Origin of the sequence: Lutimaribacter degradans (genome assembly GCF_023703375.1) — a bacterium.
GTDB lineage: Bacteria > Pseudomonadota > Alphaproteobacteria > Rhodobacterales > Rhodobacteraceae > Lutimaribacter > Lutimaribacter degradans.
Genome location: NZ_JAMQGO010000009.1, coordinates 89,161 through 112,991, shown reverse-complemented (window position 1 = coordinate 112,991; position 23,831 = coordinate 89,161). Strand labels below are relative to the sequence as shown.

Below are 23,831 nucleotides of genomic sequence, written 5' to 3'. Positions count from 1 at the left end.
GCATGACTGACCATACCGCCGTTATTACCGGCGCTTCAAAAGGCATCGGGTTAGACTTGGCGCAGCGTCTGCTTGACCAAGGATATCGCGTGATCAACCTGTCGCGCAACGCGCCCGGCTTTACCCATGACCGGCTTGAAACGATGCCCGTCGACCTGCTGGATGCGCAAGCTGTCGCCGAGGTTGCGGCGCAATTGCCTGGGCGCGGCGTGACGCACCTTATCCACAATGCCGGGTTGATCTGGCCGAACCTGGTGGAAGAGGCCTCGCCGGCCGATATCACCGGGCTGGCACAACTGCATTTGGGCGCGGCGTTGACGCTTTTGCAGGCCGTGGTGCCGGGCATGAAGGAACGGGGCTTTGGCCGGGTGTTGTTCAACGGCTCGCGTGCGGCCCTGGGCGTGCCCACGCGCACCGCCTATTCGGCGACCAAGGCCGGCATGATCGGCATGGCCCGCACCTGGGCGCTGGAACTGGCCCCGCATGGCATCACTGTCAACGTCGTCGCGCCGGGCCCGATCCAGACCGACAATTTCTGGGGTATCGTCCCCAAGGGGTCAGACCGCGAGGCAGAACTGGCCACACGCATCCCCGTGGGCAGGCTGGGCACCACGCGTGACGTGTCAAACGCGTTCCTGTTCTTTTGCGCGCCGGAAAACAGCTTTGTCACCGGGCAGGTTCTGTATGTCTGTGGCGGAGCCAGCGTGGGCACGATCAGCCTTTAACCGACAATTCTGCGCAGAACCTGCCGAATGATGCCGCGCACTGCGATGGTGGCAGGTGATGGCGCCCGGTCGCGCGCGGTGATCAGGGTGATCTCGCGTGCTATGACCGGATCCGTCAGGGGTACGGCCTTTATTGGGCGCGCGCCAACCGCGGCGCGGGCATAGGCTGGCAGGACCGCGTGGCCCAGCCCGGCGGAAACCAGCGCCAGCGCCGTTCCGACCTGGTGAACCTCGTAGGTCGGGCGCAATGGGGCCTTTGCGGTTTCAAATCCAACCTCGGTCAGCAAGCGAATGCCGCTTTCACGGGTCAGCGTGATCAGAGGAGCATCCGACAATCCCGCCCATGTTCTTGCCTCGCCGTTGCAGTGGTCGTGGGTGAATACCATCAACTCGTCTTGCAAAACGGGCACGCGGTCCAACCCGTCCGCCCCCGGCGGAAAGGTGCCAAGGCCCAGATCGGCCTGGCCGGTCCTGACCTGTGCCACGATCGCGTCGGTTCCCAGGTCGGCGATCTTGACCGTCAGGCCGGGATGGGTTTTTGCCACCTTGGCCACGGCTTGCGGCAGAGCCGTTGCAGCCAGCAGCGGCGGGGCGGCAACACGCACGGTGCCCCGGCGCAAGTGCCCCATGTCCTGAACGTCCGTCACCGCCCGGGCGATACCGTCGAGCGCGGTCAGCGCCGATGCGGCAAAGATATGCCCGGCCTCGGTCAGGTCGACCCGGCGCGTGGTGCGGTCAAACAGACGCACGCCGACGGCAGTTTCAAGATCGCGGATGACCTGCGACAGCGCGGGCTGCGACGTGCCAAGACGTTCGGCGGCGCGCGAAAAGCTGGCAAGCTCGGCCACGGCGCGAAAGGCTTCGATCTGTCTGAGCGTAATGTTCATGCCCAATTCATATCATTATTATTATCAATTTATAAATCATGTCCCAGTTGCCCTATGAAACGCGCTTTGGCCTAATGTCATAATGGACAGCGGAGACACCACCACAAAGACCGTGGCATGGACGGGGCAGGCAATGCCCCGCCGCGAAGACCCTGCGCTTTTGCGTGGGCAGGGGCGGTTCGTCGGTGATCTGTTGCCGGAAGGGTGCCTGCACCTGGCATTCCTGCGCAGTCCAGTGGCGGGCGGACGAATTGCCGAACTGGACCTGGAGGACGCGCGCGCCATGCCCGGGGTGCGGGCCGTTTATGGCCATGATGACCTGACCCTGCACGGTGCGCAGGCCGTCAACATGTTGATCGTAGACGCCTTTGCCCGGCCATTCGACGTTCTGGCCGCGGGCAAGGTGCGCGCGGTCGGGCAGCCGGTCGCGGCAGTTGTCGCCCAGACGCCCGATGCCGCGTTGGACGCGATCGAAGCTATCATGCTGGAGATCGAGGACAGCCCGGAAACCGCGAAACCGATACCGACGGCCTCCTGGCAAGGTGGGCGGGAGCGCACCGCTGCGCTGACTGTCGAGGCCCGGCACGACCACGCGTTGGTCGCCCCCATGGCGTTGGAGCCGCGCGCCTGCCTGGCCGAACCTTCGGGTGATGGGCTGCGTATCTGGATGTCGACGCAAACCCCGTTTCGCGGGCGCGACGACATCGCGCGCATCCTCGGGATGGCCACGGAAAAGGTGCAGGTGATCGCGCCTGACGTCGGTGGAGCCTTTGGCGGCAAGGCCTCGGTCTATCCCGAGGACGTGATGGTTGCCTTGGCCGCAAATGATCTGGGGCAACCCGTCAAATGGGTTGCGGCCCGGTCGGATGATTTCATGGCCGCAACGCAGGGGCGTGGTGCCCGGCTCGACGGTGCGCTGTCTGTGGATGCACAGGGGCGTCTGGCGGGGCTTGCGGCACATCTTGACTGGCGCCTGGGCCATTGGACGCCCTATTCGGCCTACGCCCCACCCCGCAATGCAGGCCGGATCTTGCCGGGGCCCTATGATGTGGGCGCGGTTCAGGCCGATTTGTCGGTGCGCCCCACGGCGGGGGCTGCGGTCAACATCTATCGCGGTGCGGGCCGGCCCGAGGCGGCGATGCTGATGGAACGGTTGATGGACAAGGCGGCCGACGCACTGGGGCTCGATCCGCTGGAAATGCGTCGTCGCAACGTGGTGCAACCCGGCAACCTGGCGGCGCGGGGCGTCACCGGCGAGTGGCGCGATGCCGGGGATTACCCCGCGTTGCTGGCGCAGTTGGAGCAGGCTGCCGGTTACGCCGACTTGCGCACACAACAGGCTCGTCGGCGCGCGGCGGGAGAAATCGTGGGCCTGGGTCTTGCGCTTTACATCGAACCTTGTGGGCAAGGCTGGGAAACCGCACGCATTTCGCTTTCGCCGCAGGGGCATTTCGTTGCCCATACTGGCAGTTCGGCGCAGGGACAGGGGCGGCAAACCGCCTGGGCGCAGATCGTGGCCGATTCCATCGGCGTGCCCCCCGATCTGGTCGAAGTGGCCGAGGGAGATACCGCCGATTTGCCCAATGGCATTGGTGCGTTGGCAAGCCGCTCAACTGCGATCGGCGGCAGCGCGATGCGGCTTGCGGCAGAAAAACTGCGCACCCAGATTGCCGAGGCATTGGGGGTGAATGACCTGGCGACCGTTCCGTGCGGCGCATCAGCAAACGGCGCGGTATGTGATTGGGCCGCCATCGCCGCGCGCCTGCCCGAAGGCGCCCGCACGGCCAGCGAAACCTTTACCGCCCCGCACGAGGCATGGGCCAGCGGCGCGGCCTTTGCGCAGGTGGCCATCGACAGTGATACCGGCCAGCCGGAGATTGAACGAATTGTCTGGGTCGATGATGCGGGCCGGGTTATCAACCCTCTGCTGGTCGAGGGGCAGTTGTGGGGCGGTCTGGCACAGGGTCTGGGCTGCGTTCTGTCCGAGCGGATGGTTTATGACGAGGACGGGCAATTGCTGACCGGCAGCCTGATGGACTACGCCGTGCCGCGCGCCACAGATATGCCCGCCACGGTGCAGTTGGAAAAATGCCCGACGCCAAGCGCGGCCAACCCGCTGGGCGTCAAGGGCGTGGGCGAGGCCGGTTGTATTGCCATACCGCCCGCTGTTCTGAACGCTCTGCAGGATGCGGTGCGCCCCTTCACCAGTCGTGACCTGCCGATCCCCGCCACCTCTGAGATGCTGTGGCGTGCCATTCATTGCCCCGAGGAGTTGCCATGAAATATTCTCGTAAAGATGCCAAATCCCATTCCCGCGCCACGATGCGCGGCATATGGGCCGCTGCCCTGATGCCCTTCCGCGCCGATGGGGCGATGGATGAGGAGGGATTTCGCGCCAACATCGATCACTGGATCGACGACCTGGGCATCGACGGCTTTTTCGTCGCCGGCAAGCAGGGCGAGTTCTTCTCGATGTCGGTCGAGGAACGAAAGCGATGTTTCGATCTGGCGGTGGAATGTGCGGGCGACCGCGCACAAACGATCATGTCCTGTTCCGATCAGAACATGGATGTGGTGATCGACCTGGCCCGCCACGCACAGGAATGTGGCGCCGATTACATCGTCGTTCACGCGCCTGTGCTGCATTTCCTGAAACAACAGGATGAAACCCTGATCCGCTACTACGAAACGATTGCCAGCAAGGTGGATATCGGCATCGCGCTGTGGTCGCATCCTGACAGCGGCTACCTCATGAGCCCCGAATTATGCGCGCGGCTTGCCGAGATCGAAACCGTGGTTGCCATCAAGTATTCGGTGCCGCGCGATATGTATACGCGGCTGACCGAACTGGCGGGCGACAAGATCCTGGTATCGACCGCCAGCGAAGAGGAGTGGCTGGACAATATCCTTGAGCTGAACTGGCAGCTCTACCTGTGTTCCTCGCCCCCCTACCTGATCCAGACGGCGAATGACCGCCGCATGAAGGAATATACCGACCTGGCATTTGCCGGGCGGGCCGACGAGGCGCGCAAGATCTCGGCCAGTTTGCAGCCGGTGCGGGATGCGTTGAAATCGACCCGCCCCGCTGAAAAGCCGCACGCGCATCAGAAATACTGGCAGGATCTGCTGGGGCAGACGGGCGGCCATGTGCGCCCCCCGATCCTGGCCCTGACCGAGGATGAAAAGGCCGCCACCCGCGCGGCGTTCGATGCCTGTGGCCTGAAAATGTGACAGCCGCGAAAGACTGTGCAAGACTGACCTGAACCAATGGGGAGATGACAAATGAGCCGCTTGGCCGCGTTCAATTTCAAGAACTGGATCGACGAGCATCAGCACCTGCTGAAACCGCCGGTCGGCAACAAGATGGTGTTCGAGGATAGCGACCTGATGGTGACGGTCGTGGGCGGACCCAACAAGCGCACCGATTACCATGATGACCCGGTGGAAGAGTTTTTTTACCAACTCAAGGGTGACATGCTGCTGAAGATCCACGATACCCAAAACGGTGAGTTCTACGATGTGCCGATCCGCGAGGGTGACGTGTTCCTGTTGCCCCCGCATGTGCGCCATAGCCCTCAACGCCCGCAGGAGGGCTCGGTTGGCCTGGTGATCGAACCCAAACGCCCCGAGGGTGCGTTGGACGCCATCGAATGGTATTGCTTCGAATGTAACGCACGCGTTCACCGGGCCGAGGTTGACCTGGTGTCGATCGTGGATGATCTGCCGCCGATCTACCAGGCGTTTTACGCTGACGAAGAGGCCCGCACCTGCCCCAATTGCGGCGTGGTGCATCCGGGCAAGGAGCCACCCGAGGGCTGGGTCAAGCTGGACTGATAGTTCAGGATTGAAATAAAGCCGCGATACTTTAGGCTTCAATTAAAAATCGGGGAATCATCCCCGAAAAGATCAGGGCCAAAAAGGCCCGGAAAACAGGGAGACTGGAATGAAACTGACATCTGTCATGAAGGCATCAGTGCTGGCGGCCTTTGCCAGCGCGGCCCCGGCATTGGCCGAAGACGCGGTCAAGATCGGCGTTATCACCACGCTCAGTGGCCCGGCGGGTTACCTGGGCCAGGATGTGCGCGACGGCCTGCAACTGGCCATCGACATGGAAGGCGGCAAGCTGGGCGGCGTTCCGGTTGAACTGGTGGTCGAAGATGACGGCCTGAAGCCCGGCAATGGCCGTCAGATCGCCGACAAGTTCATGAATGACGAAGGCATGACCTTGCTGACCGGCATCATCTTTTCCAACGTCGCCGGCGCCACTGTCCCCGAGATCGTGGATAACGGCGCGATCTATATCAGCCCCAATGCCGGCCCGTCCAACCTGGCCGGCAAAGGCTGCCACGAGAATTACTTTGTCGTCAGCTGGCAAAACGACGCCCTGCACGAGGCGGCGGGCGCTGCGGCGAAAAAGCTTGGATATACAAACGCCATGGCATTGGCGCCCAACTACCAGGCGGGTAAGGACGCAATCGAAGGCTTCAAGCGGACGTTCGAAGGCGAAGTCTCCGAAATCTATACCCAGTTGGGTCAGACCGATTACTCGGCCGAAATGGCGCAGATCCGCTCTGTCGATCCGGAGGTGGTGTTCCAGTTCCACCCCGGTGGCATGGGTATTGCCTTTTTGCGCCAGTATCAGCAGGCGGGTCTTTTGGGGAATATCCCCATGGTCCTGTCCGAACCTTCGACCGATGCCGTCGTGTTGAATGCCGTTGGGGACGCTGCCATCGGCATCACCGCAACAGCCCACTGGAACTATGATTTCGACAACGAGTCCAACAAGGCGTTCGTTGCCGCGTGGAACGAAACCTACGATCGGCCGATCACCTACTATGCCAGCCAAGGCTATGACACGGGGTTGCTGATCGCCTCGGCCTTGCGCGAAACCGGTGGCGTTGACGATATCGATGCCCTGCGCGAGGCAATCCGAAAGGCCGACTTCGACTCGGTGCGGGGTGAATTTGCCTTCGGCCCCAACCAGCACCCGGTGCATAACTGGTACCAGCTGGATATCGTGGCCGGCGATGATGGTAAGCCCGTTGCGGTGACCAAGGAAGTGCTGCTGGAAAATTACGGCGATGCCTACGCCGCGCAGTGCGAAATGTAACCTGATGGCCTCGGCCGCCTTGGCCGGGGCTTCTTTCGTCCCACCCACGAAATTGCACGCAGGAGACGGGTATGATCCTGTTCCTAGAGCAGCTTTTGAACGGGCTGCAATACGGCGTCATGTTGTTTCTTCTGGCCGCTGGCCTGACCCTGATCTTCGGGATCATGGGGGTGATCAACCTGGCGCATGGATCGCTTTACATGGTTGGGGCCTTTGCCGGTACCTGGGTCGCCACGCAGGCGGACAGTTTCTGGCCGGGTATCCCCGCGGCCCTGCTGATTGCCGGGCTGGTCGGGCTGGTCGTCGAGGCGACGGTGATCCGAAAACTATACGCCCGCGACCACCTGGACCAGGTGCTGGCCACCTTCGCGCTGATCCTGATCTTCAACCAGTTGATCGTTCTGATCTTTGGCCGGCAGCCGATTTTCACACCGTTGCCCGAGGTCTTTTACGGCTCGATCGAGATCATTCCGGGGCTGTTCTATCCACCCTATCGGCTGATGATCATCTCGGTCGGTCTGTTGGTGGCGGTGGGCCTGTATTTCCTGATCAACCGCACGCGCATCGGAATGTTGGTGCGCGCGGGATCGACCCACCGCGAGATGGTGCGTGCGCTGGGTGTGGACGTGCGGCTGCTTTACACGGTGGTCTTTGGCCTTGGCGCACTGCTGGCGGGGCTTGCAGGCTACATGACGGGGCCGATCCTGGCGGTGCAGGTTGGTATGGGCGAAGAGATATTGCTGGCCACATTCGTCGTCGTGGTGATTGGCGGCGTCGGGTCGATCAAGGGGGCGTTCGTCGCGGGTATCGGGCTGGGTGTCGTGGATACGATGTTGCGCGCCTTCCTCCCCACCATTCTACGCGGGTTCATGGCTCCATCTGATGCTGATGCACTCGGCTCGTCAATTTCGTCGATGGGAATTTTCCTGCTTATGGCAATCGTTCTTCTGATACGGCCCAAGGGCCTTTTCGCGGCGGGGGGCTAGGCCATGCGCAAATTGATCCTGGCCGTCGTTCTGCTCGCCATTTTCGCGCTGATGCCCTTGGCCGCCGACCTATTGGGGCAAAACGCGTTGCAGACCCTGTCGGCGCGTATCCTGATATACGCGATGGCTGCGGCCAGCCTGAACCTGATCCTGGGGTATGGCGGCATGGTGTCTTTCGGCCATGCGGCCTATTTCGGGGTGGGGGCCTACGTGGTTGGCATCCTCTATTCGCACTGGATGTCCGAGGTGCCGATTTTCGGCCTGTTTCCGGGCAGCAACCAGTTGTTGATCACCTTGCCTGCGGCGATGCTGTTGTCGGGCTTTGCGGCCTTGGTCATCGGTGCGCTCAGCCTGCGCACCGGGGGTATTCAGTTCATCATGATCACCCTGGCATTTGCGCAGATGATATTCTTCCTGTTCGTGTCGCTCACCGCCTATGGCGGCGAGGACGGTATCATCATCCGCCGCTCGAACGAGGTGCCGGGCCTGAACATGCGTGACAAGACCACCGTTTACTACGTGATCCTTGTCGTCGCGGTGCTTTACTTTGCGTGGATGTGGCGGGTGGTGAACTCGTCCTTCGGGCAGGTGCTGAAAGGCATCCGCCAGAACGAGCGCCGGATGGAGGCGATGGGCATCGCCACCTTCCGCTACAAACTGTATGCCTTTGTTCTGGCGGGTATGGGCGCGGGGCTGGCCGGGGCGCTGATGGCCAATTTCCTGCGATTTACCAGCCCCGACATGATGCATTGGACCAAGTCAGGCGAGTTGATCATCATGGTGATCCTAGGTGGGCTGGGCACCTTTTTCGGCCCGATCCTTGGCGCGGCGGCCTTCCTTATCCTTGAGTTCTACCTGGCCGACTGGACGGAACACTGGCAGTTGGGCCTCGGCATCATCCTGTTGTTCGTGGTGCTTTTCACCAAGGGGGGCATCCTTGGGATGATCGACCGGTTGAGAGGGGGCCGCCAATGACCGAGATCCTGCGTATCGAGGGGTTGCAGAAACGCTTTGGCGGGCTGGTGGCCACCGACAATGTCACTCTGGATGTCCATACCGGCGAGATCCACGCCCTGATCGGGCCGAACGGTGCGGGCAAATCGACCTTGATAAACCAGCTTTGCGGCGAATTGCGCCAGGATGACGGCATGATCCACCTGGCGGGGCGCGACATCAGCCACATGGCCGCGCCCGACCGGGTCGACCTGGGGTTGGGCCGGACGTTCCAGGTGACCAGCCTGCTTGAAGAGTTCACCGTGCGCGAAAATGTCGGGCTGGCCGTGCAGGCTCGCGATGGTGGGAATTTCCGTGTCTTTGACAATGTCGCGGGCCGTAAATCGGTTTGGGAAGAGACAGCCCACCTGCTGTCGGGAAGTCTGCTGGATGACCGGCGCGATGCCAGGGTCGCAGACCTGAGCCATGGTGAAAAAAAGCAGCTCGAACTGATCATGGCGCTGGCTACCCAGCCGCGTCTCTTGCTGCTGGACGAGCCGATGGCCGGGCTTGGACACGTGGAAACAGGGCAGATGATCGAAACGCTCAGGGGGCTGCATGGCGAGGTCTCGATGCTGCTGGTCGAACATGACATGGAGGCGGTCTTTGCGTTGGCCGACCGGATCAGCGTGCTGGTCTATGGCCAGATCATCATGACCGGCACGGCCGACGAGGTGCGCGGCGACCCCCGCGTCCGCGAGGCGTACCTGGGAACGGAGGACGCGTGATGCTGACAGTCGACGGGTTGCAGGCCGGATACGGGCACGCGCAGGTGCTGTTCGGCGTATCCTTGCAGGTCAATGATGGTGAACTGGTCACACTCATGGGCCGCAACGGCATGGGCAAGACCACCACGGTACGCAGTATCATGGGGCTGCTGGGCCCGCGCGGTGGCCGGATCGTGTTTGATGGGCAAGATATCCACGGCGCCGCGCCCGAGCGTGTGGCGCGGTTGGGGGCCGGGTTGGTGCCCGAGGGGCGGCAGGTTTTCCCGACGCTGACGGTACGCGAAAACCTGGTGGCCACGGCCGCCAACCGCCTAAAGCGTGCTGATCCCTGGACGCTGGACAAGGTTTACGAGCTGTTCCCACGGATGAAAGAGCGGGCAGGCCAGATGGCCGGCACCCTGTCGGGCGGCGAACAGCAGATGCTGGCCGTGGGGCGCGCGCTGATGACCAATCCCAAGCTGTTGATACTGGACGAAGCGACCGAGGGGCTGGCCCCTGTGATCCGGGCCGAGATCTGGCACGTGGTCGAGCAACTCAAGGCGCAGGGGCAGTCGATCTTGTTGATCGATAAGAATATCAACGTTCTCAAGCGCTTGGCCGACCGGCATTACATCCTTGAAAAGGGCAACGTGGTCTGGACGGGCGACAGCACCGACCTGGCGCGCGACGCCGATACAGTGCACGGCTATGTCGGCATCTGAGCGGATTGCCCTGGTAGGCCTTGGCGCTATCGGGTCCGAGGTGGTCCGGTTGCTGACCGACCGCCTGCCGACTGCCCGCATCGTCGCGGTAGCTGTGTCCGATGCAACGCGCCCGCGTTCAGTACCCGACGGGTCGGCCTTGATCGATGACCCCGCGGCGCTGGCCGCAATGGGGGCGACGCTGGTTGTCGAGGCGGCAGGCCGTGCCTCGGTCGAACCCTGGGGAATGGCGGCTTTGCAGGCAGGGGCCGATTTCGCTGTGTCTTCGACCTCGGCCTTTGTCGATGACGCGTTGCTGGCGCGGATGCAGGGCACGGCGCAGGCAAATGGGGCGCAAATCCTGGTGCCGCCCGGTGCTCTGGGTGGCATCGATGCCTTGGCGGCTGCTGCGACCATGGGGCTTGATCACGTGACCCATGTCGTGACCAAGCCCGCCGGCGCCTGGGCCGGCACCGAGGCCGAAACGCTGTGCGACCTGCACGGGTTGACCGAAGTGATAACCTTTTTTCGGGGCACCGCACGCGAGGCGGCTGACCGTTTTCCGAAGAATGCCAACGTAGCCGTCATATCGTCATTGGCCGGCCTGGGGCTTGATCGCACGCAGCTTGCGCTGGTGGCAGATCCGGGCGCGACCGCCAACACCCACCGCATCGAGGCGGCGGGCGCGTTCGGCCGCATGACCATGGATATCGAAAACGCGCCACTGCCCGGCAACCCCAAATCCAGCGCGATGACCGCGCTGAATATTGTCCGGCTTATCGAAAACCGCGTGAGGACACTGGTGATATGACGCTTGATGCAACCCTTGATCGCGCGCAGATCGACGAGGATTACAACGCCCGTTCGACCGTCAGCGAAGCCGCGTTCCAGGACATCATCGCCGATTATTCGCGGTTCTCGGATCAGGCGGCAGCCCTTTTCATGGAGCACGCGGGCGTGGTCTATGACCCGTGCGGCGAAAAGCTCGACGTGCTGGGCGCCGGCGGCGACGGGCGGCCCGCCGTCATTTTCGTGCATGGCGGATATTGGCGGGCCCTGTCGCGCGCGCATTCTCGGTTCATGGCCCCGATGCTGGCCGCGCGGGGCGTGGCAACGGTTGTGCCCGATTATACCTTGGCGCCTGCCGTCTCGCTTTCGGAAATCACTCGCCAAGTGCGCGCGGCACTGGCGTATGTCTGGCACAACGCAGCAGACCTGGGCATCGACCGCCGCCGCATATTCGCCGTTGGCAGTTCGGCAGGCGGGCATCTGGCGGCCTGCCTTGCAGCGGATGGATGGCAGGCGGCGCATGACCTGCCCGAGCAGGTGCTTGCCGGCGCGATGCCGATAAGTGGCCTGTTCGAGTTGTCGCCCCTCGCACGGGGCCATCCGCAAGAGTGGCTGAACCTGACCGACGCGGAACTGGATGCCACCAGCCCGATGCGCCATGTACCGGCTGTAAGCTGCCCGATGGTCGTGGCCCTGGCCGAACATGAGGCGCCGGGCTTTGTCCGCCAGTCCCAAGCCTACGCCCGCGCATGGTCAGACGCGGGCCACCCGGTAAGCCACATGGTGATACCGCAGCGAAATCATTTCGATGTCATTCTGGACCTGTGCTCGGATCAAAGCGCACTTTCTGCTGCGCTGTTGCAGATGATCGGTGAAACCGGGGCGCACCACGAAGCATAGGCGTTAGACAAGGCGCGATCATGATGCCAACTGTGCCGCATGTGACCGGCTAGGAAGAGTTTCTAGGAAAACTTTTCCCGAAATCCTTTGAAAAAGGATTTCCCACGATCATGCAAAGGCGATTTGCACGCTGCCAAAGTTTCCGAAATCGGCGTCGATACGAGCGCCCGGCGGGCATTCCACGGGGCGGATGAAGCTGCCCGACAGGATGACCTGCCCCGCTTCGATCCGCTGGCCGTATTGCTCCATCCGGCGGGCCAGCCACATAATCGCTTCAACGGGGTCGTTCAGCACGCCGGCGCCAAGCCCGGTTTCCTCGACCTCGCTGTTGCGGCTGACAATTGCGCCGACCCAGCGCAGATCATGCGCATCGACCGCGTGGCGCTGCCGCCCCATGACGATGCCCGCATTGGCGGCGTTGTCACCGATCGTGTCGGTGATAGCGCGGGTCTTGCCGGTGGACGGGTCGCTGCGTTGCACGCGCGTATCCAGAATTTCGATCGACGGGGCCACGTAGTCTGTCGCCGCGATAACGTCATTGCGCGAAACGTCGCTGCCGGCCAGCGGTGCCTTCATGACAAAGGCAATCTCGGCCTCGATGCGCGGCTGTATGAAACGGCCTGCGGGCACGGTTGCACCGTCTGGGAACGCCATGTCATCCATCAACACGCCGCTGTCTGGAATGTCGATATTCAGCGCGTATTGCATCGCCTTGCTGGTCAGGCCGATTTTCCATCCAATAAGGGAATGACCAGCCTGTTGCCGCCTGTTGATAAGCGCGGCCTGAATGGCATAGGCGTCGTCCATCGTCATGCCCGGATAGGTCGATGACAGCATCGGGCATTGTTGCCCGGTCTGTTCGGCCTGCCACAGGGTTTCGGCGGCCTGTTCGATTTCAAGCGGTGTCATGCCTCGTCCTCGACCGTGTTGCGCAGGGTGCCTATGCCGGTGGCCTCGACCTCGACCACGTCACCGGGTTGCAGGTAGCGCGGCGGATCGAACCGCGCACCCGCGCCGGTTGGAGTGCCCGTGATGATAATGTCGCCGGGCACCAGCGTGGTAAAGGTGCTGATGTAGGCGATCTCCTGGCGTACCGGAAACATCATGCGGTCCAGCGTATCATCCTGCCGCACCTCGCCGTTCACGCGGGTGACGATGCGCGCATCGTCAAGCTGCGCGGCGTCGGTGAAGGGCACCAGCCACGGGCCAAGGGCGCCGGAACTGTCCCAGTTCTTGCCTTGCGTGACGTTGAACTTGGCGTGGCGCACCCAATCACGAATGGTGCCTTCGTTGGCCAGTGTCAGGGCGGCGATATGGTCATACGCATTCTCGGCCGCGATGCGGCGCCCGCCCTTGCCGATGATGATGGCGACCTCGCCTTCGTAATCCAGCGTATGGTTTTCCGGCGGGCGTATCAGCGGGCGGTCATGGCCGGTAAAGCTGCGTGGAAAGCGCGGGAATAACGACATGAATTTCGGCTGGTCGCTGCCATCCTTGTATTCGGCGTTGCGGTCGGGAAAATTCACGCCGACGCAGATGATCTTTTCCGGTGCAGGGATCGGCGGCAGATAGCGATACTCGTTGGGCGTATGCGTGGGCGCGCGGCCCTGCGCCTCGTCGGCCAGGCGGGCCAGGGCGTCGGCCGCGATCAACTCGCGCAGCGTGGGCCATTCGGGGTGGTCGGGCGACAGGGCCACGAAGCCGTCGTTGGTGATCGCGCCGTAAAGCGTGCCCTCATCGGTTTCCACGGTTGCAATGCGCGTCATGCTCACCCCTTCTTGTCCAGCATTTCGATTTCGATGAACGAGCAGGCAAAGTCGTTCCCGCTGATCACGTCATGCTCGGTGCCGAGCGGGCGGTAATAGGGGGCGCCGGTTTGCAGGGCGGCGGTCATCTGGTCTCCGCCCGGCAGGTCGATATGCAACTCTCCGTCGAATTCCGGCACCACCACGTAATCATGTTCGTGCCGGTGCCACCCGGTACGATCCCCCTTCGCGGCGAATGACCAGCGGGTGACGCGCACCCTGTCGTTCTCGATCAGGATATCCGCGGTGGCGGTCTGTTCCGGGCCGGTATCGTTGCACATCGGTATAACTCCTTATGGGGCGATGATCGGTTGCGCGGCAAGGGCCGACGCGCGCGGCGTGATGCCCTCGAACAGCGAGCCTTCCTCGAACCAGCTACGCGGGGCGGGCGCGCCCCACAAGGTCTGGCGTTGCGGGTCTTTCAGATCCCATTTGATCGGTTCTAGGTCGGGGTCGACAGTCTGGTAGTCCGAGCAGTAGATCTCGATCCGGTGGCCATCCGGGTCTCGCACGTAAAGGAAGAACGCGTTGGAGATGCCGTGGCGGCCCGGCCCGCGTTCGATGTTGTCCACCCAGCCAGTGGTGGCCATCAGGTCGAGCAGGTCGATGATATTAAGCGGTGTCGGCACCCAGAACGCGGTGTGATGCAGGCGCGGGCCGGTGCCGTTGGTAAAAGCGATATCGTGCACACCGCCCTTTCGATGAGTCCAGGCGGCCCACAGGCGGCCGGTTTCCTCGTCCTCGGTATACTCGGTGACGCGGAACCCCAGGTCGTTATAGAACGCCACGCTTTCATCGACATCGGGCGAAAACACGTTGAAATGATCGATGCGCAGCGGCTTGACCCCGCGATAGAGCGCGTATTGCTGGTGAATGGGCGGCAAGCGATCCATCTTGACGTAGAATTCCAGCGGAATTCCATGCGGGTCGCGCGTGCGGAAGGTGCGCGACTGGTAAGGCCGGTCTACCCATTCGACGGGCAGGCCCTTTTCCCTGAAAAATGCCTCGGCCGCGTCAAGCGATGCATCATCATACAGCTTGAACCCCAGGTCGCGGGCCTGCGCGGTTTGGCCCTTGCGCAGCACGATGCAGTGGTGGCCGCGCTCTTCCATCGCGCGAAGATAGATCGCCTCGCTGTCCTCGTCTGTCACTTGCAGGCCCAGCGTATCGACATAAAACGCGCGCGATTTGGCCAGGTCGGTGACGACCAGTTCAACATGCGAAAGCCGCACGATGTTGAAGGGCGGGTACAGGTTGGGGGCAGGAACGGGCATGACATGCTCCTCTCGGATCAGGTGCTTTCGGGGCGGGATGGGCAAGACGCAAAAACATCATACACCCAGTCGCGCGATCTTGTGCGGGCCGGTGGCAAAGCCTACGTGCTTTTGTTCCATGTAGAACTCGAACGACCAGTCTCCGCCGTCGCGGCCGATGCCCGATGCCTTGACCCCGCCAAAGGGCGTGGGCAGATGCCGGACGTTTTCACTGTTCACCCAGATCATCCCGGCCTCAAGCGCATTGGTAAAGCGCAGCGCGCGGGTCAGGTCATTCGTCCAGACATAGCCGGTCAGCCCATAGGCCACGTCATTGGCGACATGCAGCGCCTCTTCCTCGGTGGCAAAGGGAATGACCGTCAGAACGGGGCCGAATATTTCCTCTTGCGCGATCCGCATGTCGTTTCTGGCCTGGGTGAACAGGGTTGGGCGCACGTAGTGGCCCGGTTGATCCAGTGCCGCGCCCCCTGCGGCTATGGTGGCGCCGTCCTGCCGCGCCACGTCGAAATAGCTGCACACCTTGTCGAAATGCACCTTGTGAATCAGCGGACCGACCTCGGTTTGCGGGTCCAGCGGATGGCCCACGCGGATATTGTTTACCCGCTCCGTCAGCCTGGCGATAAATTCAGGTGCGATACTGTCTTGCACCAGCAGCCGCGAGGACGAGGTGCAGCGCTCACCATTGAGCGAGTAGATCATGAAGATCGCCGCATCCAGCGCGCGCTCCAGGTCGGCGTCGTCGAACACGATCACCGGGTTCTTCCCGCCCAGCTCGAAATGCACCCGTTTCAGCGTGTCGGCGCCTTGTTTCATTATCATGCTGCCGGTTTTCGATTCGCCGACAAAGGCGATGGCGCGGATATCGGGGTGTTCGGTCAGGGCCTTGCCCGCCTCCTCGCCCATGCCGTTCACAAGGTTCCAGACTCCGGGGGGCAAGCCGGCCTCTTCGGCGATTTCCATCAGGATGCGCGCGGTGATGGGGCTGAACTCGGCCGGCTTGTGGACAACGGTGCATCCGGCGGCCAAGGCGGGCGCGATCTTCCAGGTCGACAGCATGAAGGGCGTATTCCACGGTGTGATGACGCCTACCGGGCCAATGGGCACGCGGGTGGTTATGTTCATCAGCGTGGGCGATGGCAGATGCTGCCCGTCGCGGGCGGCGGGCGCGCGGTCAGCGAAAAAGCGAAAGTTCTCGGCCCCGCGCAGTGCCGCCTTCGACATGAAGCGAATGGCCTGCCCCGTATCCCAGCATTCGGCCAATGCGATTTCTTCGGCGCGCGCCACGATGCCATCGGCGATGGCATGAAGCACTTTCTTGCGCTCGACCGCTGGAAAATCGCGCCAGGCGGGAAAGGCAACCTTGGCGGCCTGGGCCGCCGCGTCGACATCGGCCGAACCCGATTGCGCCACCTCGCAGATGTGGCTTTCATCGACTGGCGAATGATTGGCGAATGTTTTGCCCGATTGCGCCGGATGATCCTGCCCAGCAATTCTATTCATGACGCCCGAGGCGCGCACCCTGTCGAGGATCGGTTGCAGTTTCTGCATGTTGTCTTGCAAATCGGACATGGATCAGCCTTTCAGGTGGTCGGGCAGGTGGTCGCGGATGGTGCCGGTCTTGGGGGAAAGTTCGGGGTCGATGTCGCGCATCTCGAACGACAGGGCGATCGGGCGTTTCGACATGATCGGCGCAAGGAATTTTTCCGCCGTGTCAAAGATATGCGCGGTGGCACGTTTGCGCGTGGCCAGGTCGCGCCCGCCCCGCAGGCGCAGCGCGATATCTATAAACGCATGTTCGGGGTTGCCATCGGCGATGCTGACATGGGTGGCAGCGAACGCCCGAACCCGTACCCCGGCGAGCGGCAAAACGCCCGTTTCAATCGCCGCGCGACGCAGAAGGTCGCAAAACGCTGCCATGTCGATGGCCTGTTCAAGATTGGCCGAGTAATCCACCGTGATGTGAGGCATCGGGCGACTCCCATTGCTTTCAGTTAACATGTTAAATAGATTGATTGCCCTGCGTCAAGCCTGCATGTTGCGCGGCTGCGCGTTTCGGGGCAAACAACCCGACATGACAAAACCGCAAGCGCCAGAAACCAACCGATCCCTGCCCATCGCGCTTTTGCGCGCGCGCGAAAAGGTGATGGGCCCTATCCGCGCGATGCTTGCGGATGTGGGCGTAACCGAACAGCAATGGCGCGTGCTGCGCGTTCTGGATGAACGCGGCCCGTTGGACCCGACCGAGATTGCAGATCGGTCATGCCTGTTGTTGCCCAGCCTGACGCGTATCCTGCAAACGCTTGAGGGCAAGGGCCTGCTCAGCCGCGCGCCACACCCCACCGACCGGCGCAAGCAGGTGGTCACGATCACCGACGCGGGCCGCGCGCTGATTGCCGAGAACCTTAAAGAAAGCCAGAGATTGAACGCGTGGCTGCGGGACAGCCTCGGGGCCGAGAAGCTGGACAGCCTGCTGGATCTCTTGAACGAGCTTGACCAGTTGGACCGGCCGAACGGGCGTTAAGCCGCGCCGTTCGGCACCACGCCCTGCGCCACCCACTCATCGAAAATTTCCAACACCGTTTCGCTGAACGCGTCGTCGTTAACGTGGCACTCCAACACGCGCAGGTCCGTGGTTTCGGGCACGGCCTCTTGCATCGCCTCGTTGAAGGCAACCAGCCCTTCGGCATCATGCAGCGGTGCGCCGGGGCGGTCCCATTCGTTGCCGCCACCCTTGGGCAGCAGGAAAATCGACGGGCCGCTGGCCTGTGCCAGTTTCTTGCCGAAAACCTGTGCAATTTCGCGCCGCTCTTCGGGGCTGAGGATGACCGAGGTCAGCAGTCGGTTATGCGCATGGGTGGGCCGATCTTGTAGCCGTTCCGGTATGGGTTGCCAGCCGATCAGGTCGACAAGGTCATAGCAGGCGGACGACACGATTTGCGGAATGCCCTTGCGCCCGGCGTTGGTCATCCTGTCGGCCCCGGCGGATATGCCCGAACCCATGTGATGATTGACCACCTCCTGCGTTGCGAAATCCATCACGCAGGCAAAGGCGCCTTCGGATGCCAGGCTTTCAAAGGCCCGCCCCCCCATGCCGGTGGCGTGAAACACCGCCACCTCGTAGCCGCGTTTTTCCAGCTCAGGCTTCAGCTTGACCATGTAGTGCAGGATCGTCTTGCCGAAACTCGTCATCCCGATCAGGGGCCGGTCGCGTTTCGGCGGCTCGACCGCGCGGGCCGCGCCCAACACCGCACCCGCAGCCTGGGACAGCGAGGATTGGCAGACCGAGTTCAGCCCGTAAAGCCCCCCGGCCCACAAGATCATCTGGATATCGGCTGCCAGCCGCTCGGGCGGGAGCATGGCCGAGAAACTGACCGTCGAGACCACGTATTTCGGCACGCCCACCGGCAGCGCGGCACAAACGTCCAGCGCCAGGTCGGTACCCATTGTGCCGCCCAGAACGATGACGCCGTCAATGGCCCCTTCGCGGTACAGGCGCAGGGCCTCGGCTGCGGCACCTTCGGCCATGATCTGCATGGCGGTGTTTTCATCTTCGCTGTCGATGGCAGCCTGGATGGTGCTGCCCCCCGCCTCGGCCACCTGGTGCTTGGAAATGTCGCAGGGCTGCCCGGGGTCGCCCAGCACGCTGACATCCATTGTCATTACGCCGCCGCCCTGCCTGCGGATGCATTGGCCCAGGTAATTGAGTTCGTCATCCTTGGTGTCATAGGTGCCTACGATAAGGATGGTCTTGTCGGCGGTCATGCCTTTCCTCCGTTCAAGTAGCGTTCGGCAAGCGGGATGGCGGTTGCAATGGCGCGGGCCGATCGTTCGGCACCGCCCGGTTCGTGCAGCCGGGGGATAATCCAGCCCGGATAGGTCAACGCGCGCAGCAGCAGGAACAGGTCGAGCGTGCGCGCATCCACGCGCCTGCGCATGGCATAACCATCCACAAGGGCGGCGCGTATTTCACTGTAATCCGGGGCGGTCAGGAACCGCATCAGGAACGTGGCCAGTTCGAAATCACGAAAACCCCAGCCGCCGTCGTCGAAATCGATGAGATAAAGCGCGTCACCATCCCGCATCACGTTTTCGGTGATAACGTCGGCATGGATCAGCCCGTAATCCAGCCCGGTCTCAAGAGCGGCTAGGTCGGCATCCGCGCGGGCGCGGGCGGCGGTGAAGGTGCTGCGCTGATCGGCGGTCAGGTCGGGGTGATCCCAGAAACGGCCCCAAAGCGGTGCATCGCCCAGCAACCCGGCACGATCCCATGCAGGGCGCGTGAAGTCGGCCGGGGGCGTCCATGTATCCGACAGGTCATGCATCTGCGCCAGCAGCCGCCCCAGCCTGTGCGCCAGCGCGGGCCGGTCGGACACACCGTCCAGCGCGCCTTGCGCACCCAATGGCTGGCCGGGCAACCAGCTTAGAACATCGACCAGAGTGTCGCCCAAACGCGCCGTCATCGCACCATCGGGCAGGGGCAGGGGGCGCGGCACCGCCATTCCGCCACGCTCCAGCGCGGTCATCCAGTGCAATTCCGATTGCAGTTGCGCCCGCGTGCGATAGCCAGGCCGGTGCAGGCGCAGGGCAAAGGCGCCATCCGGCCCGTCGACCCGATAGACGATGTTCTCACGCCGGGCGGCCAGCGTGACGTGGGCGGGGTCGAACCCCCACAGCCGGGCAGCCTGATGTGCCAGCGTGTCACTCATGCCAGCGGCGTCTCGGCCAGGACGGTATCCAGCGTTTCGATCACTTGATCGACATTGGCGCGGGAAAACACCATGGGCGGGCGCATTTTCAGCACGTTGTAATGGCGACCAAGGAAATTGAGCAGCACACCGCGTTGGCGCATGCCGTTGGCCACCTGCTTGGTAAAGGCGGTGGCCGGTTCCCTCGTGGTGCGATCCAGCACCATTTCCGCGCCGAAAAACAGCCCCGAGCCACGCACATCGCCGATGCATTCATGCCGCTTGGCCAGTTCTTGCAGCCCCGATTTGGCATAGGCGCCCACATCGGCAGCATTGGCTTGCAGATTTTCCTCCTGCACCACGCGCAGCGTCGCCATGGCGGCCGCGCAGGACACGGGGTTGCCGCCGAACGTATTGAAATAGCGGAAATTGCTGCGGAATTGTTCCATAGTATCGCGCGGTGCCACGACGGCGGCCACCGGGTGGCCATTGGCCATGGGTTTGCCGATTGTGACGATATCGGGGGTAAAGCCGATTTTCTCATGCCCCCAGAAATGGGTGCCCAGTCGGCCAAAGCCGGGTTGCACCTCGTCGGCGATGACCACGCCCCCGGCGCGGCGCACCACCTCGACCGTCGGGTCCAGCCAGCCGGCGGGCAGATCAGGAAAGCCCTCGTTGGCGAAAAACGGACACAGGATAAGGGTGGAAAACCCGCATCCCTTTTCTTCCAGAACGGCGATCTGCTTTTCCACCTCGGCGGCGAAGGCGCGGGCATGGGCCATGCCGGCCTCTCCGCCCAGCGGGCGGTAGCTGTCGGGCGCGGGCACGAAACCGACATTGTCCCAGTACCCGCCCGGCGGCGGGTTCGACCGCGACAATTGGTGCACTGCGGTCGTGTTGCCGTGATAGGTGTGATCGGTGGCGATCACGCCGGTCTTGCCGGTCAGGGCCTGCGCCATGCGCAGCGCCACGTCGTTTGCCTCGGACCCGGTGCAGCACATCAGCGCAGTGTCCAGGTTTGGGCCGAACGTGGCGGTCAGCGCCTCGACATAATCCAGTATTCCCTCGTGCAGGTAACGCGTGTGGGTATTCAACGTGCCTGCCTGGTCGCAGATGGCCTGCACAACCACCGGGTGGCAATGACCTACATGGGGAACGTTGTTGTAGCAATCCAGGTATTCGCGCCCGTCGGCATCCCAAAGGCGCGCGCCTTCGCCGCGCACCAGGTGCACGGGTTCGTCGTAAAAGGTGGACATGTTCGGGCCCAGCAGGCGGGCGCGACGGTCTTGCAGCGTTTCGGTCACAATTGCATCCATGCGGTTTTCAGGTCGAAATACTTGTCGAAAGCGTGCAGCGACTTGTCATGGCCGTTGCCCGATTGCTTGACACCTCCAAGGGGCACGGTGTTGTCCGAGCCGCCATACGTGTTCACATGCACCACGCCGGCGCGAATGTCGCGCACCATGCGATGGGCACGCGACAGGTTGCCCGTCCAGACGCCCGCGGCAAGGCCATAATCGGTGGAATTCGCGATGCGCACCGCGTCATCGTCGCTGTCAAACGCGGTGACGGCCAGAACGGGGCCGAAAACCTCTTCCTGTGCGATGCGGTGATCGGGGGCCACATCGGTTACGATCGTCGGCTCCATGTAGTACCCGCCCGTGTCATCGAGCATACGATTGCCCCCGAGCGCGATGGTATTGCCCTGTTTGCGGGCATCGTCGACGAAACCGAGATTGCCCATCAACTGCGCCTCGGAATTGATCGCGCCAATATGCGTGTCGAGGTTGAGCGGATCGCCCACGCGCAGCTTTCCGGCTTCTTTGGCCAGTAGCTGTACGAACTCGTCGTGGATCGACTGTTCCACCAGAAGGCGGCTGCCGGCCACGCAGACTTGCCCCGAGTTGCGGAAAATGCCCATGGCGCTGACCTTGGCCGCTTTTTCAAGGTCGGGCGCATCTGCGAAAATCACGTTGGGGGATTTCCCGCCAAGCTCCAGGTACACCCGTTTCAGGTTCGACCGCGCCGCGTATTCCAGCAGCCGCCGCCCGGTCGCGCCCGAGCCGGTGAACACCAGCATATCGACATCCATCGACAGTGCCAGAGCCTCGCCTGTCATCGCGCCGGGGCCCGTTACCACGTTCAGCACGCCATCGGGCAAGCCGCATTCCATGCAGATCTCGGCCAGGCGCAGCAAGGACAAGGACGCCGTTTCCGCCGGCTTCAGCACAACCGAGTTGCCCGCCGCCAGCGCCGGCGCCAGTTTCCAGGCACCGATCATCAGCGGGAAATTCCATGGCACGATTGCCCCGACGACGCCCACGGGTTCGCGATGAACAAGGCCCAGAACGTCGGGCGCGGTGGGGGCGATTTCGCCATACATCTTGTCCAGCGCCTCGGCGTAATAGCGAAACGTGCCCGCAGCCGATCCGGCCTCGGCCTTGAGCGCCATGTTGAATTCGGTGCCGTTGTCGCGCACGCCCAGAACGGTCAGGGCGGCGGCCTCGGCCTCGATCCGGTCGGCGATGGCATGCAGCACCTTCTTGCGCGCGGCCGGCGCCATGCGTGACCAGCGGCCATCGTCAAAGGCGCGTCGTGCGGCGCCGCAGGCACGGGCCACGTCATCGGGGCCCGCGCTTTCGATGGTGGTCAGCTTTCGTCCGTCGATCGGCGAGAGAACATCGAGCGGCGCGCCCGACGCGCTTTCCCACGTTCCGTCAACAAGAAGTTTCTGCGGCGCGACAGGTGCGCTCCGAAGCTCGTCGATGAGTGTTTGGTCGACCATTTTTCTTGTCTAAGCTCCTTGCGATCCAGCCAGGTACGGCGGAAATGAATGAAGAGAACCCCGAGGATCATGAGGAAAAGGATCATCGAGATGGGGCGCTCGATAAAGTCGAGCGGGGTTTTGACCCGCGCCATGCCGGCGCGCAGCTTGACCTCCATGATGCCGCCCAGAACCATGCCGAGGATGATCGGCACCGCCGGCAATGACAGGCGTTTCAGGACAAAGCCGATAAGCCCGAACACTGCGGCGATGATGCAATCGGTTGCCGAGTTGCGCAGGCTGTAGACCCCCACGAAAGACAGGGTCAGGATGCACACGCCCAGAAAGCGGTTGGGTATCTTGACCACGTTGACAAGATGGCGTGTCGCGAACAGCAAGAACACCAGCACGATCACGTTCAGAACCAGCAGCGCCAGGTAAAGCGCGACGACGAAATCCATCTGGTTTTGAAATAGTTGCGGGCCGGGCACCACGTTGTGCACGTAAAACACGCTGAGCATCATGGCGGTCAGCGCCTCACCGGGGATGCCAAGCGCCAGCAAAGGAACCATCGCAGCCGCCGGCACCGCGTTGTTCGAGGTTTCGGCCGCGATCAACCCCTCGCTGGAGCCGTGCCCGAAATCATCCGGCCGTTTCGAAGATTTCTGCGCATAGGTATATGACAGGAACTGCGCCGTGAATTCGCCCACGCCGGGGATCATGCCCATGACCACGCCGAAACTGGCCGATACACCCGCGATACGCGGATGGCGCGACAGTTCGCGCAGGCCCTGGAACAGCCCGCCCTGCAGCCTGGTGATGCGGGTTTTCTCATCCTCGCCCTGAAGCAGGAAAAACGCCTGCGACAATGCAAACAACCCCAGCACCACCACGATCAGGTCGATGCCCGAGGACAGGAACGCCTGGTCGAAAGTGTAGCGTTTCGAATATTTTACCGCTTCCAGCCCGACCGTGTTCAGGAAAATGCCGAAACAGGCCAGTGCCGCGGCGATCAACGCCTGCCCGCGATGGGCCACGACGACAAGGATGATGCCCAATAGCGCGGCCAGGAATATCTCGCGGCTGCCGAACATGGGCGCGATTTTCGCCAGAACGGGCGCGAAAAGAATCAGGCAGATGACCGAGAACATCCCTCCGAAGAAAGACGAAGAATAGGCCAGGCTCAGAGCGCGGCGTGCCTCGCCGCGTGCGGTCATCGGAAAGCCGTCATAGGTTGTCAGTGCGTTTACCGCCGTGCCCGGCGTATTGACCAGAATGGCCGGGATCGCCCCGCCATACATGGAACTGCCGTAAATCCCCAATAGCACCGTAAGACCCACGATCGGGTCCAGGCTGAAGGTCGCGGGCAGCAGAATGGCAATGGCCACAGCAGGCCCCACACCCGGAATCGCGCCGATCAGGACACCCCCGACCGAGCCCACCAGCAGGGCCAGCACCACGTCCCAGCGGGCCAGAATATCGAGGCTGGAAAAGATAAGCTCCAT

At 62.7% G+C, this 23,831-nt stretch carries 24 protein-coding genes; 12 read left to right on the top strand and 12 right to left on the bottom strand.

The genetic code is table 11. The features are described from left to right. The first annotated feature begins 2 nt into the window (after positions 1–2). Entirely contained in the window at positions 3–725 is a 723-nt protein-coding gene (locus M8744_RS13465; protein ID WP_251418625.1) for an SDR family NAD(P)-dependent oxidoreductase, read from the top strand. Here M8744_RS13465 and M8744_RS13460 read toward each other — a convergent pair. Continuing rightward, positions 722–1,612, bottom strand: a complete 891-nt coding sequence (locus tag M8744_RS13460; protein WP_251418623.1) for a LysR family transcriptional regulator — start codon at positions 1,610–1,612, stop codon at positions 722–724. The genes M8744_RS13465 and M8744_RS13460 overlap by 4 nt on opposite strands. 82 nt (positions 1,613–1,694) lie before the next feature. Between M8744_RS13460 and M8744_RS13455 the strand changes: the two genes are divergently transcribed. The 10 genes from M8744_RS13455 to M8744_RS13410 all read left to right on the top strand — a co-directional run bounded on the left by M8744_RS13455 (position 1,695) and on the right by M8744_RS13410 (position 11,798). Continuing rightward, the gene (locus M8744_RS13455) at positions 1,695–3,893 is read left to right on the top strand and encodes a xanthine dehydrogenase family protein molybdopterin-binding subunit (protein ID WP_251418621.1); all 2,199 of its coding nucleotides are present in this window, start codon (positions 1,695–1,697) and stop codon (positions 3,891–3,893) included. Next, a complete protein-coding gene (locus M8744_RS13450) occupies positions 3,890–4,843 on the top strand; it encodes a dihydrodipicolinate synthase family protein (RefSeq protein ID WP_251418619.1) in 954 nt (317 codons plus the stop codon). The genes M8744_RS13455 and M8744_RS13450 overlap by 4 nt, the downstream gene beginning before the upstream one ends. A 51-nt stretch (positions 4,844–4,894) precedes the next feature. After that, positions 4,895–5,446 (top strand): 3-hydroxyanthranilate 3,4-dioxygenase, encoded by a 552-nt coding sequence (locus tag M8744_RS13445; RefSeq protein WP_251418617.1) that lies wholly within the window; start codon positions 4,895–4,897, stop codon positions 5,444–5,446. Positions 5,447–5,555: 109 nt separating this feature from the next. Next, the gene (locus M8744_RS13440; protein WP_251418615.1) at positions 5,556–6,722 is read left to right on the top strand and encodes an ABC transporter substrate-binding protein; all 1,167 of its coding nucleotides are present in this window, start codon (positions 5,556–5,558) and stop codon (positions 6,720–6,722) included. A gap of 71 nt (positions 6,723–6,793) precedes the next feature. Further along, the gene (locus M8744_RS13435; RefSeq protein ID WP_251418613.1) at positions 6,794–7,708 is read left to right on the top strand and encodes a branched-chain amino acid ABC transporter permease; all 915 of its coding nucleotides are present in this window, start codon (positions 6,794–6,796) and stop codon (positions 7,706–7,708) included. A 3-nt stretch (positions 7,709–7,711) separates the two neighbouring features. Beyond that, positions 7,712–8,683 carry a branched-chain amino acid ABC transporter permease gene (locus M8744_RS13430; protein WP_251418611.1) on the top strand — a complete coding sequence of 324 codons (972 nt, stop codon included), beginning with the start codon at positions 7,712–7,714 and terminating at the stop codon, positions 8,681–8,683. Next, a complete protein-coding gene (locus tag M8744_RS13425; protein ID WP_251418609.1) occupies positions 8,680–9,429 on the top strand; it encodes an ABC transporter ATP-binding protein in 750 nt (249 codons plus the stop codon). Before M8744_RS13430 ends, M8744_RS13425 begins: the two co-directional genes overlap by 4 nt. Continuing rightward, positions 9,429–10,130, top strand: a complete 702-nt coding sequence (locus M8744_RS13420; protein ID WP_251418607.1) for an ABC transporter ATP-binding protein — start codon at positions 9,429–9,431, stop codon at positions 10,128–10,130. The genes M8744_RS13425 and M8744_RS13420 overlap by 1 nt, the downstream gene beginning before the upstream one ends. Continuing rightward, the gene (locus M8744_RS13415; protein WP_251418605.1) at positions 10,117–10,920 is read left to right on the top strand and encodes an aspartate dehydrogenase; all 804 of its coding nucleotides are present in this window, start codon (positions 10,117–10,119) and stop codon (positions 10,918–10,920) included. The genes M8744_RS13420 and M8744_RS13415 overlap by 14 nt, the downstream gene beginning before the upstream one ends. Next, on the top strand, positions 10,917–11,798 hold the full coding sequence (locus M8744_RS13410) for an alpha/beta hydrolase (protein WP_251418603.1): 882 nt from the start codon (positions 10,917–10,919) through the stop codon (positions 11,796–11,798). Before M8744_RS13415 ends, M8744_RS13410 begins: the two co-directional genes overlap by 4 nt. A 108-nt stretch (positions 11,799–11,906) precedes the next feature. On the opposite strand, the gene hpaH is transcribed toward M8744_RS13410, so the two are convergent. From hpaH to M8744_RS13380, 6 genes are read right to left on the bottom strand one after another with little or no spacing between them, the layout of a single operon-like run. Beyond that, positions 11,907–12,707 carry a 2-oxo-hept-4-ene-1,7-dioate hydratase gene (gene hpaH, locus M8744_RS13405; protein ID WP_251418601.1) on the bottom strand — a complete coding sequence of 267 codons (801 nt, stop codon included), beginning with the start codon at positions 12,705–12,707 and terminating at the stop codon, positions 11,907–11,909. Further along, a complete protein-coding gene (locus M8744_RS13400; protein WP_251418599.1) occupies positions 12,704–13,564 on the bottom strand; it encodes a fumarylacetoacetate hydrolase family protein in 861 nt (286 codons plus the stop codon). The genes hpaH and M8744_RS13400 overlap by 4 nt, the downstream gene beginning before the upstream one ends. Before the next feature lie 2 nt (positions 13,565–13,566). Further along, complete coding sequence (locus M8744_RS13395; RefSeq protein WP_251418597.1) at positions 13,567–13,884, bottom strand: cupin domain-containing protein; 318 nt, start codon at positions 13,882–13,884, stop codon at positions 13,567–13,569. Between the two features lie 12 nt (positions 13,885–13,896). After that, complete coding sequence (hpaD, locus tag M8744_RS13390) at positions 13,897–14,877, bottom strand: 3,4-dihydroxyphenylacetate 2,3-dioxygenase (protein ID WP_251418595.1); 981 nt, start codon at positions 14,875–14,877, stop codon at positions 13,897–13,899. Positions 14,878–14,934: 57 nt separating this feature from the next. Then, a complete protein-coding gene (gene hpaE, locus M8744_RS13385) occupies positions 14,935–16,446 on the bottom strand; it encodes a 5-carboxymethyl-2-hydroxymuconate semialdehyde dehydrogenase (RefSeq protein WP_251418593.1) in 1,512 nt (503 codons plus the stop codon). A gap of 3 nt (positions 16,447–16,449) precedes the next feature. After that, positions 16,450–16,845, bottom strand: coding sequence for a 5-carboxymethyl-2-hydroxymuconate Delta-isomerase (locus M8744_RS13380; RefSeq protein WP_251418591.1), 396 nt, complete (start codon positions 16,843–16,845; stop codon positions 16,450–16,452). A 103-nt stretch (positions 16,846–16,948) separates the two neighbouring features. Between M8744_RS13380 and hpaR the strand changes: the two genes are divergently transcribed. Then, positions 16,949–17,398, top strand: coding sequence for a homoprotocatechuate degradation operon regulator HpaR (gene hpaR, locus M8744_RS13375; protein WP_251418588.1), 450 nt, complete (start codon positions 16,949–16,951; stop codon positions 17,396–17,398). Here hpaR and M8744_RS13370 read toward each other — a convergent pair. The 5 genes from M8744_RS13370 to M8744_RS13350 are packed head-to-tail and all read right to left on the bottom strand — an operon-like array spanning position 17,395 to position 23,831. Beyond that, on the bottom strand, positions 17,395–18,639 hold the full coding sequence (locus M8744_RS13370; protein ID WP_251418586.1) for a Tm-1-like ATP-binding domain-containing protein: 1,245 nt from the start codon (positions 18,637–18,639) through the stop codon (positions 17,395–17,397). The genes hpaR and M8744_RS13370 overlap by 4 nt on opposite strands. Continuing rightward, the gene (locus tag M8744_RS13365) at positions 18,636–19,583 is read right to left on the bottom strand and encodes a phosphotransferase (RefSeq protein WP_251418584.1); all 948 of its coding nucleotides are present in this window, start codon (positions 19,581–19,583) and stop codon (positions 18,636–18,638) included. Before M8744_RS13365 ends, M8744_RS13370 begins: the two co-directional genes overlap by 4 nt. After that, positions 19,580–20,878 carry an aspartate aminotransferase family protein gene (locus M8744_RS13360; protein ID WP_251418582.1) on the bottom strand — a complete coding sequence of 433 codons (1,299 nt, stop codon included), beginning with the start codon at positions 20,876–20,878 and terminating at the stop codon, positions 19,580–19,582. Before M8744_RS13360 ends, M8744_RS13365 begins: the two co-directional genes overlap by 4 nt. Next, positions 20,863–22,329, bottom strand: a complete 1,467-nt coding sequence (locus tag M8744_RS13355) for an aldehyde dehydrogenase (protein WP_251418680.1) — start codon at positions 22,327–22,329, stop codon at positions 20,863–20,865. The genes M8744_RS13360 and M8744_RS13355 overlap by 16 nt, the downstream gene beginning before the upstream one ends. Beyond that, positions 22,212–23,831: a tripartite tricarboxylate transporter permease gene (locus M8744_RS13350; protein ID WP_251418580.1), complete on the bottom strand. Its 1,620-nt coding sequence runs from the start codon at positions 23,829–23,831 to the stop codon at positions 22,212–22,214. Before M8744_RS13350 ends, M8744_RS13355 begins: the two co-directional genes overlap by 118 nt.

What these genes read in the sequence shown, in the direction of transcription:
- M8744_RS13425 (WP_251418609.1), top strand. Translation starts at nt 8,680, where the DNA reads ATGACCGAGATCCTGCGTATCGAGGGGTTGCAGAAACGCTTTGGCGGG.
- hpaR (WP_251418588.1), top strand. Translation starts at nt 16,949, where the DNA reads ATGACAAAACCGCAAGCGCCAGAAACCAACCGATCCCTGCCCATCGCG.
- M8744_RS13365 (WP_251418584.1), bottom strand. Translation starts at nt 19,583, where the DNA reads ATGAGTGACACGCTGGCACATCAGGCTGCCCGGCTGTGGGGGTTCGAC.
- M8744_RS13465 (WP_251418625.1), top strand. Translation starts at nt 3, where the DNA reads ATGACTGACCATACCGCCGTTATTACCGGCGCTTCAAAAGGCATCGGG.
- M8744_RS13370 (WP_251418586.1), bottom strand. Translation starts at nt 18,639, where the DNA reads ATGACCGCCGACAAGACCATCCTTATCGTAGGCACCTATGACACCAAG.
- M8744_RS13415 (WP_251418605.1), top strand. Translation starts at nt 10,117, where the DNA reads ATGTCGGCATCTGAGCGGATTGCCCTGGTAGGCCTTGGCGCTATCGGG.
- M8744_RS13360 (WP_251418582.1), bottom strand. Translation starts at nt 20,878, where the DNA reads ATGGATGCAATTGTGACCGAAACGCTGCAAGACCGTCGCGCCCGCCTG.
- M8744_RS13350 (WP_251418580.1), bottom strand. Translation starts at nt 23,831, where the DNA reads ATGGAGCTTATCTTTTCCAGCCTCGATATTCTGGCCCGCTGGGACGTG.
- hpaD (WP_251418595.1), bottom strand. Translation starts at nt 14,877, where the DNA reads ATGCCCGTTCCTGCCCCCAACCTGTACCCGCCCTTCAACATCGTGCGG.
- M8744_RS13400 (WP_251418599.1), bottom strand. Translation starts at nt 13,564, where the DNA reads ATGACGCGCATTGCAACCGTGGAAACCGATGAGGGCACGCTTTACGGC.
- M8744_RS13445 (WP_251418617.1), top strand. Translation starts at nt 4,895, where the DNA reads ATGAGCCGCTTGGCCGCGTTCAATTTCAAGAACTGGATCGACGAGCAT.
- M8744_RS13450 (WP_251418619.1), top strand. Translation starts at nt 3,890, where the DNA reads ATGAAATATTCTCGTAAAGATGCCAAATCCCATTCCCGCGCCACGATG.
- M8744_RS13455 (WP_251418621.1), top strand. Translation starts at nt 1,695, where the DNA reads ATGGACAGCGGAGACACCACCACAAAGACCGTGGCATGGACGGGGCAG.
- M8744_RS13410 (WP_251418603.1), top strand. Translation starts at nt 10,917, where the DNA reads ATGACGCTTGATGCAACCCTTGATCGCGCGCAGATCGACGAGGATTAC.
- hpaE (WP_251418593.1), bottom strand. Translation starts at nt 16,446, where the DNA reads ATGTCCGATTTGCAAGACAACATGCAGAAACTGCAACCGATCCTCGAC.
- M8744_RS13430 (WP_251418611.1), top strand. Translation starts at nt 7,712, where the DNA reads ATGCGCAAATTGATCCTGGCCGTCGTTCTGCTCGCCATTTTCGCGCTG.
- M8744_RS13460 (WP_251418623.1), bottom strand. Translation starts at nt 1,612, where the DNA reads ATGAACATTACGCTCAGACAGATCGAAGCCTTTCGCGCCGTGGCCGAG.
- M8744_RS13420 (WP_251418607.1), top strand. Translation starts at nt 9,429, where the DNA reads ATGCTGACAGTCGACGGGTTGCAGGCCGGATACGGGCACGCGCAGGTG.
- M8744_RS13395 (WP_251418597.1), bottom strand. Translation starts at nt 13,884, where the DNA reads ATGTGCAACGATACCGGCCCGGAACAGACCGCCACCGCGGATATCCTG.
- M8744_RS13380 (WP_251418591.1), bottom strand. Translation starts at nt 16,845, where the DNA reads ATGCCTCACATCACGGTGGATTACTCGGCCAATCTTGAACAGGCCATC.
- M8744_RS13435 (WP_251418613.1), top strand. Translation starts at nt 6,794, where the DNA reads ATGATCCTGTTCCTAGAGCAGCTTTTGAACGGGCTGCAATACGGCGTC.
- hpaH (WP_251418601.1), bottom strand. Translation starts at nt 12,707, where the DNA reads ATGACACCGCTTGAAATCGAACAGGCCGCCGAAACCCTGTGGCAGGCC.
- M8744_RS13440 (WP_251418615.1), top strand. Translation starts at nt 5,556, where the DNA reads ATGAAACTGACATCTGTCATGAAGGCATCAGTGCTGGCGGCCTTTGCC.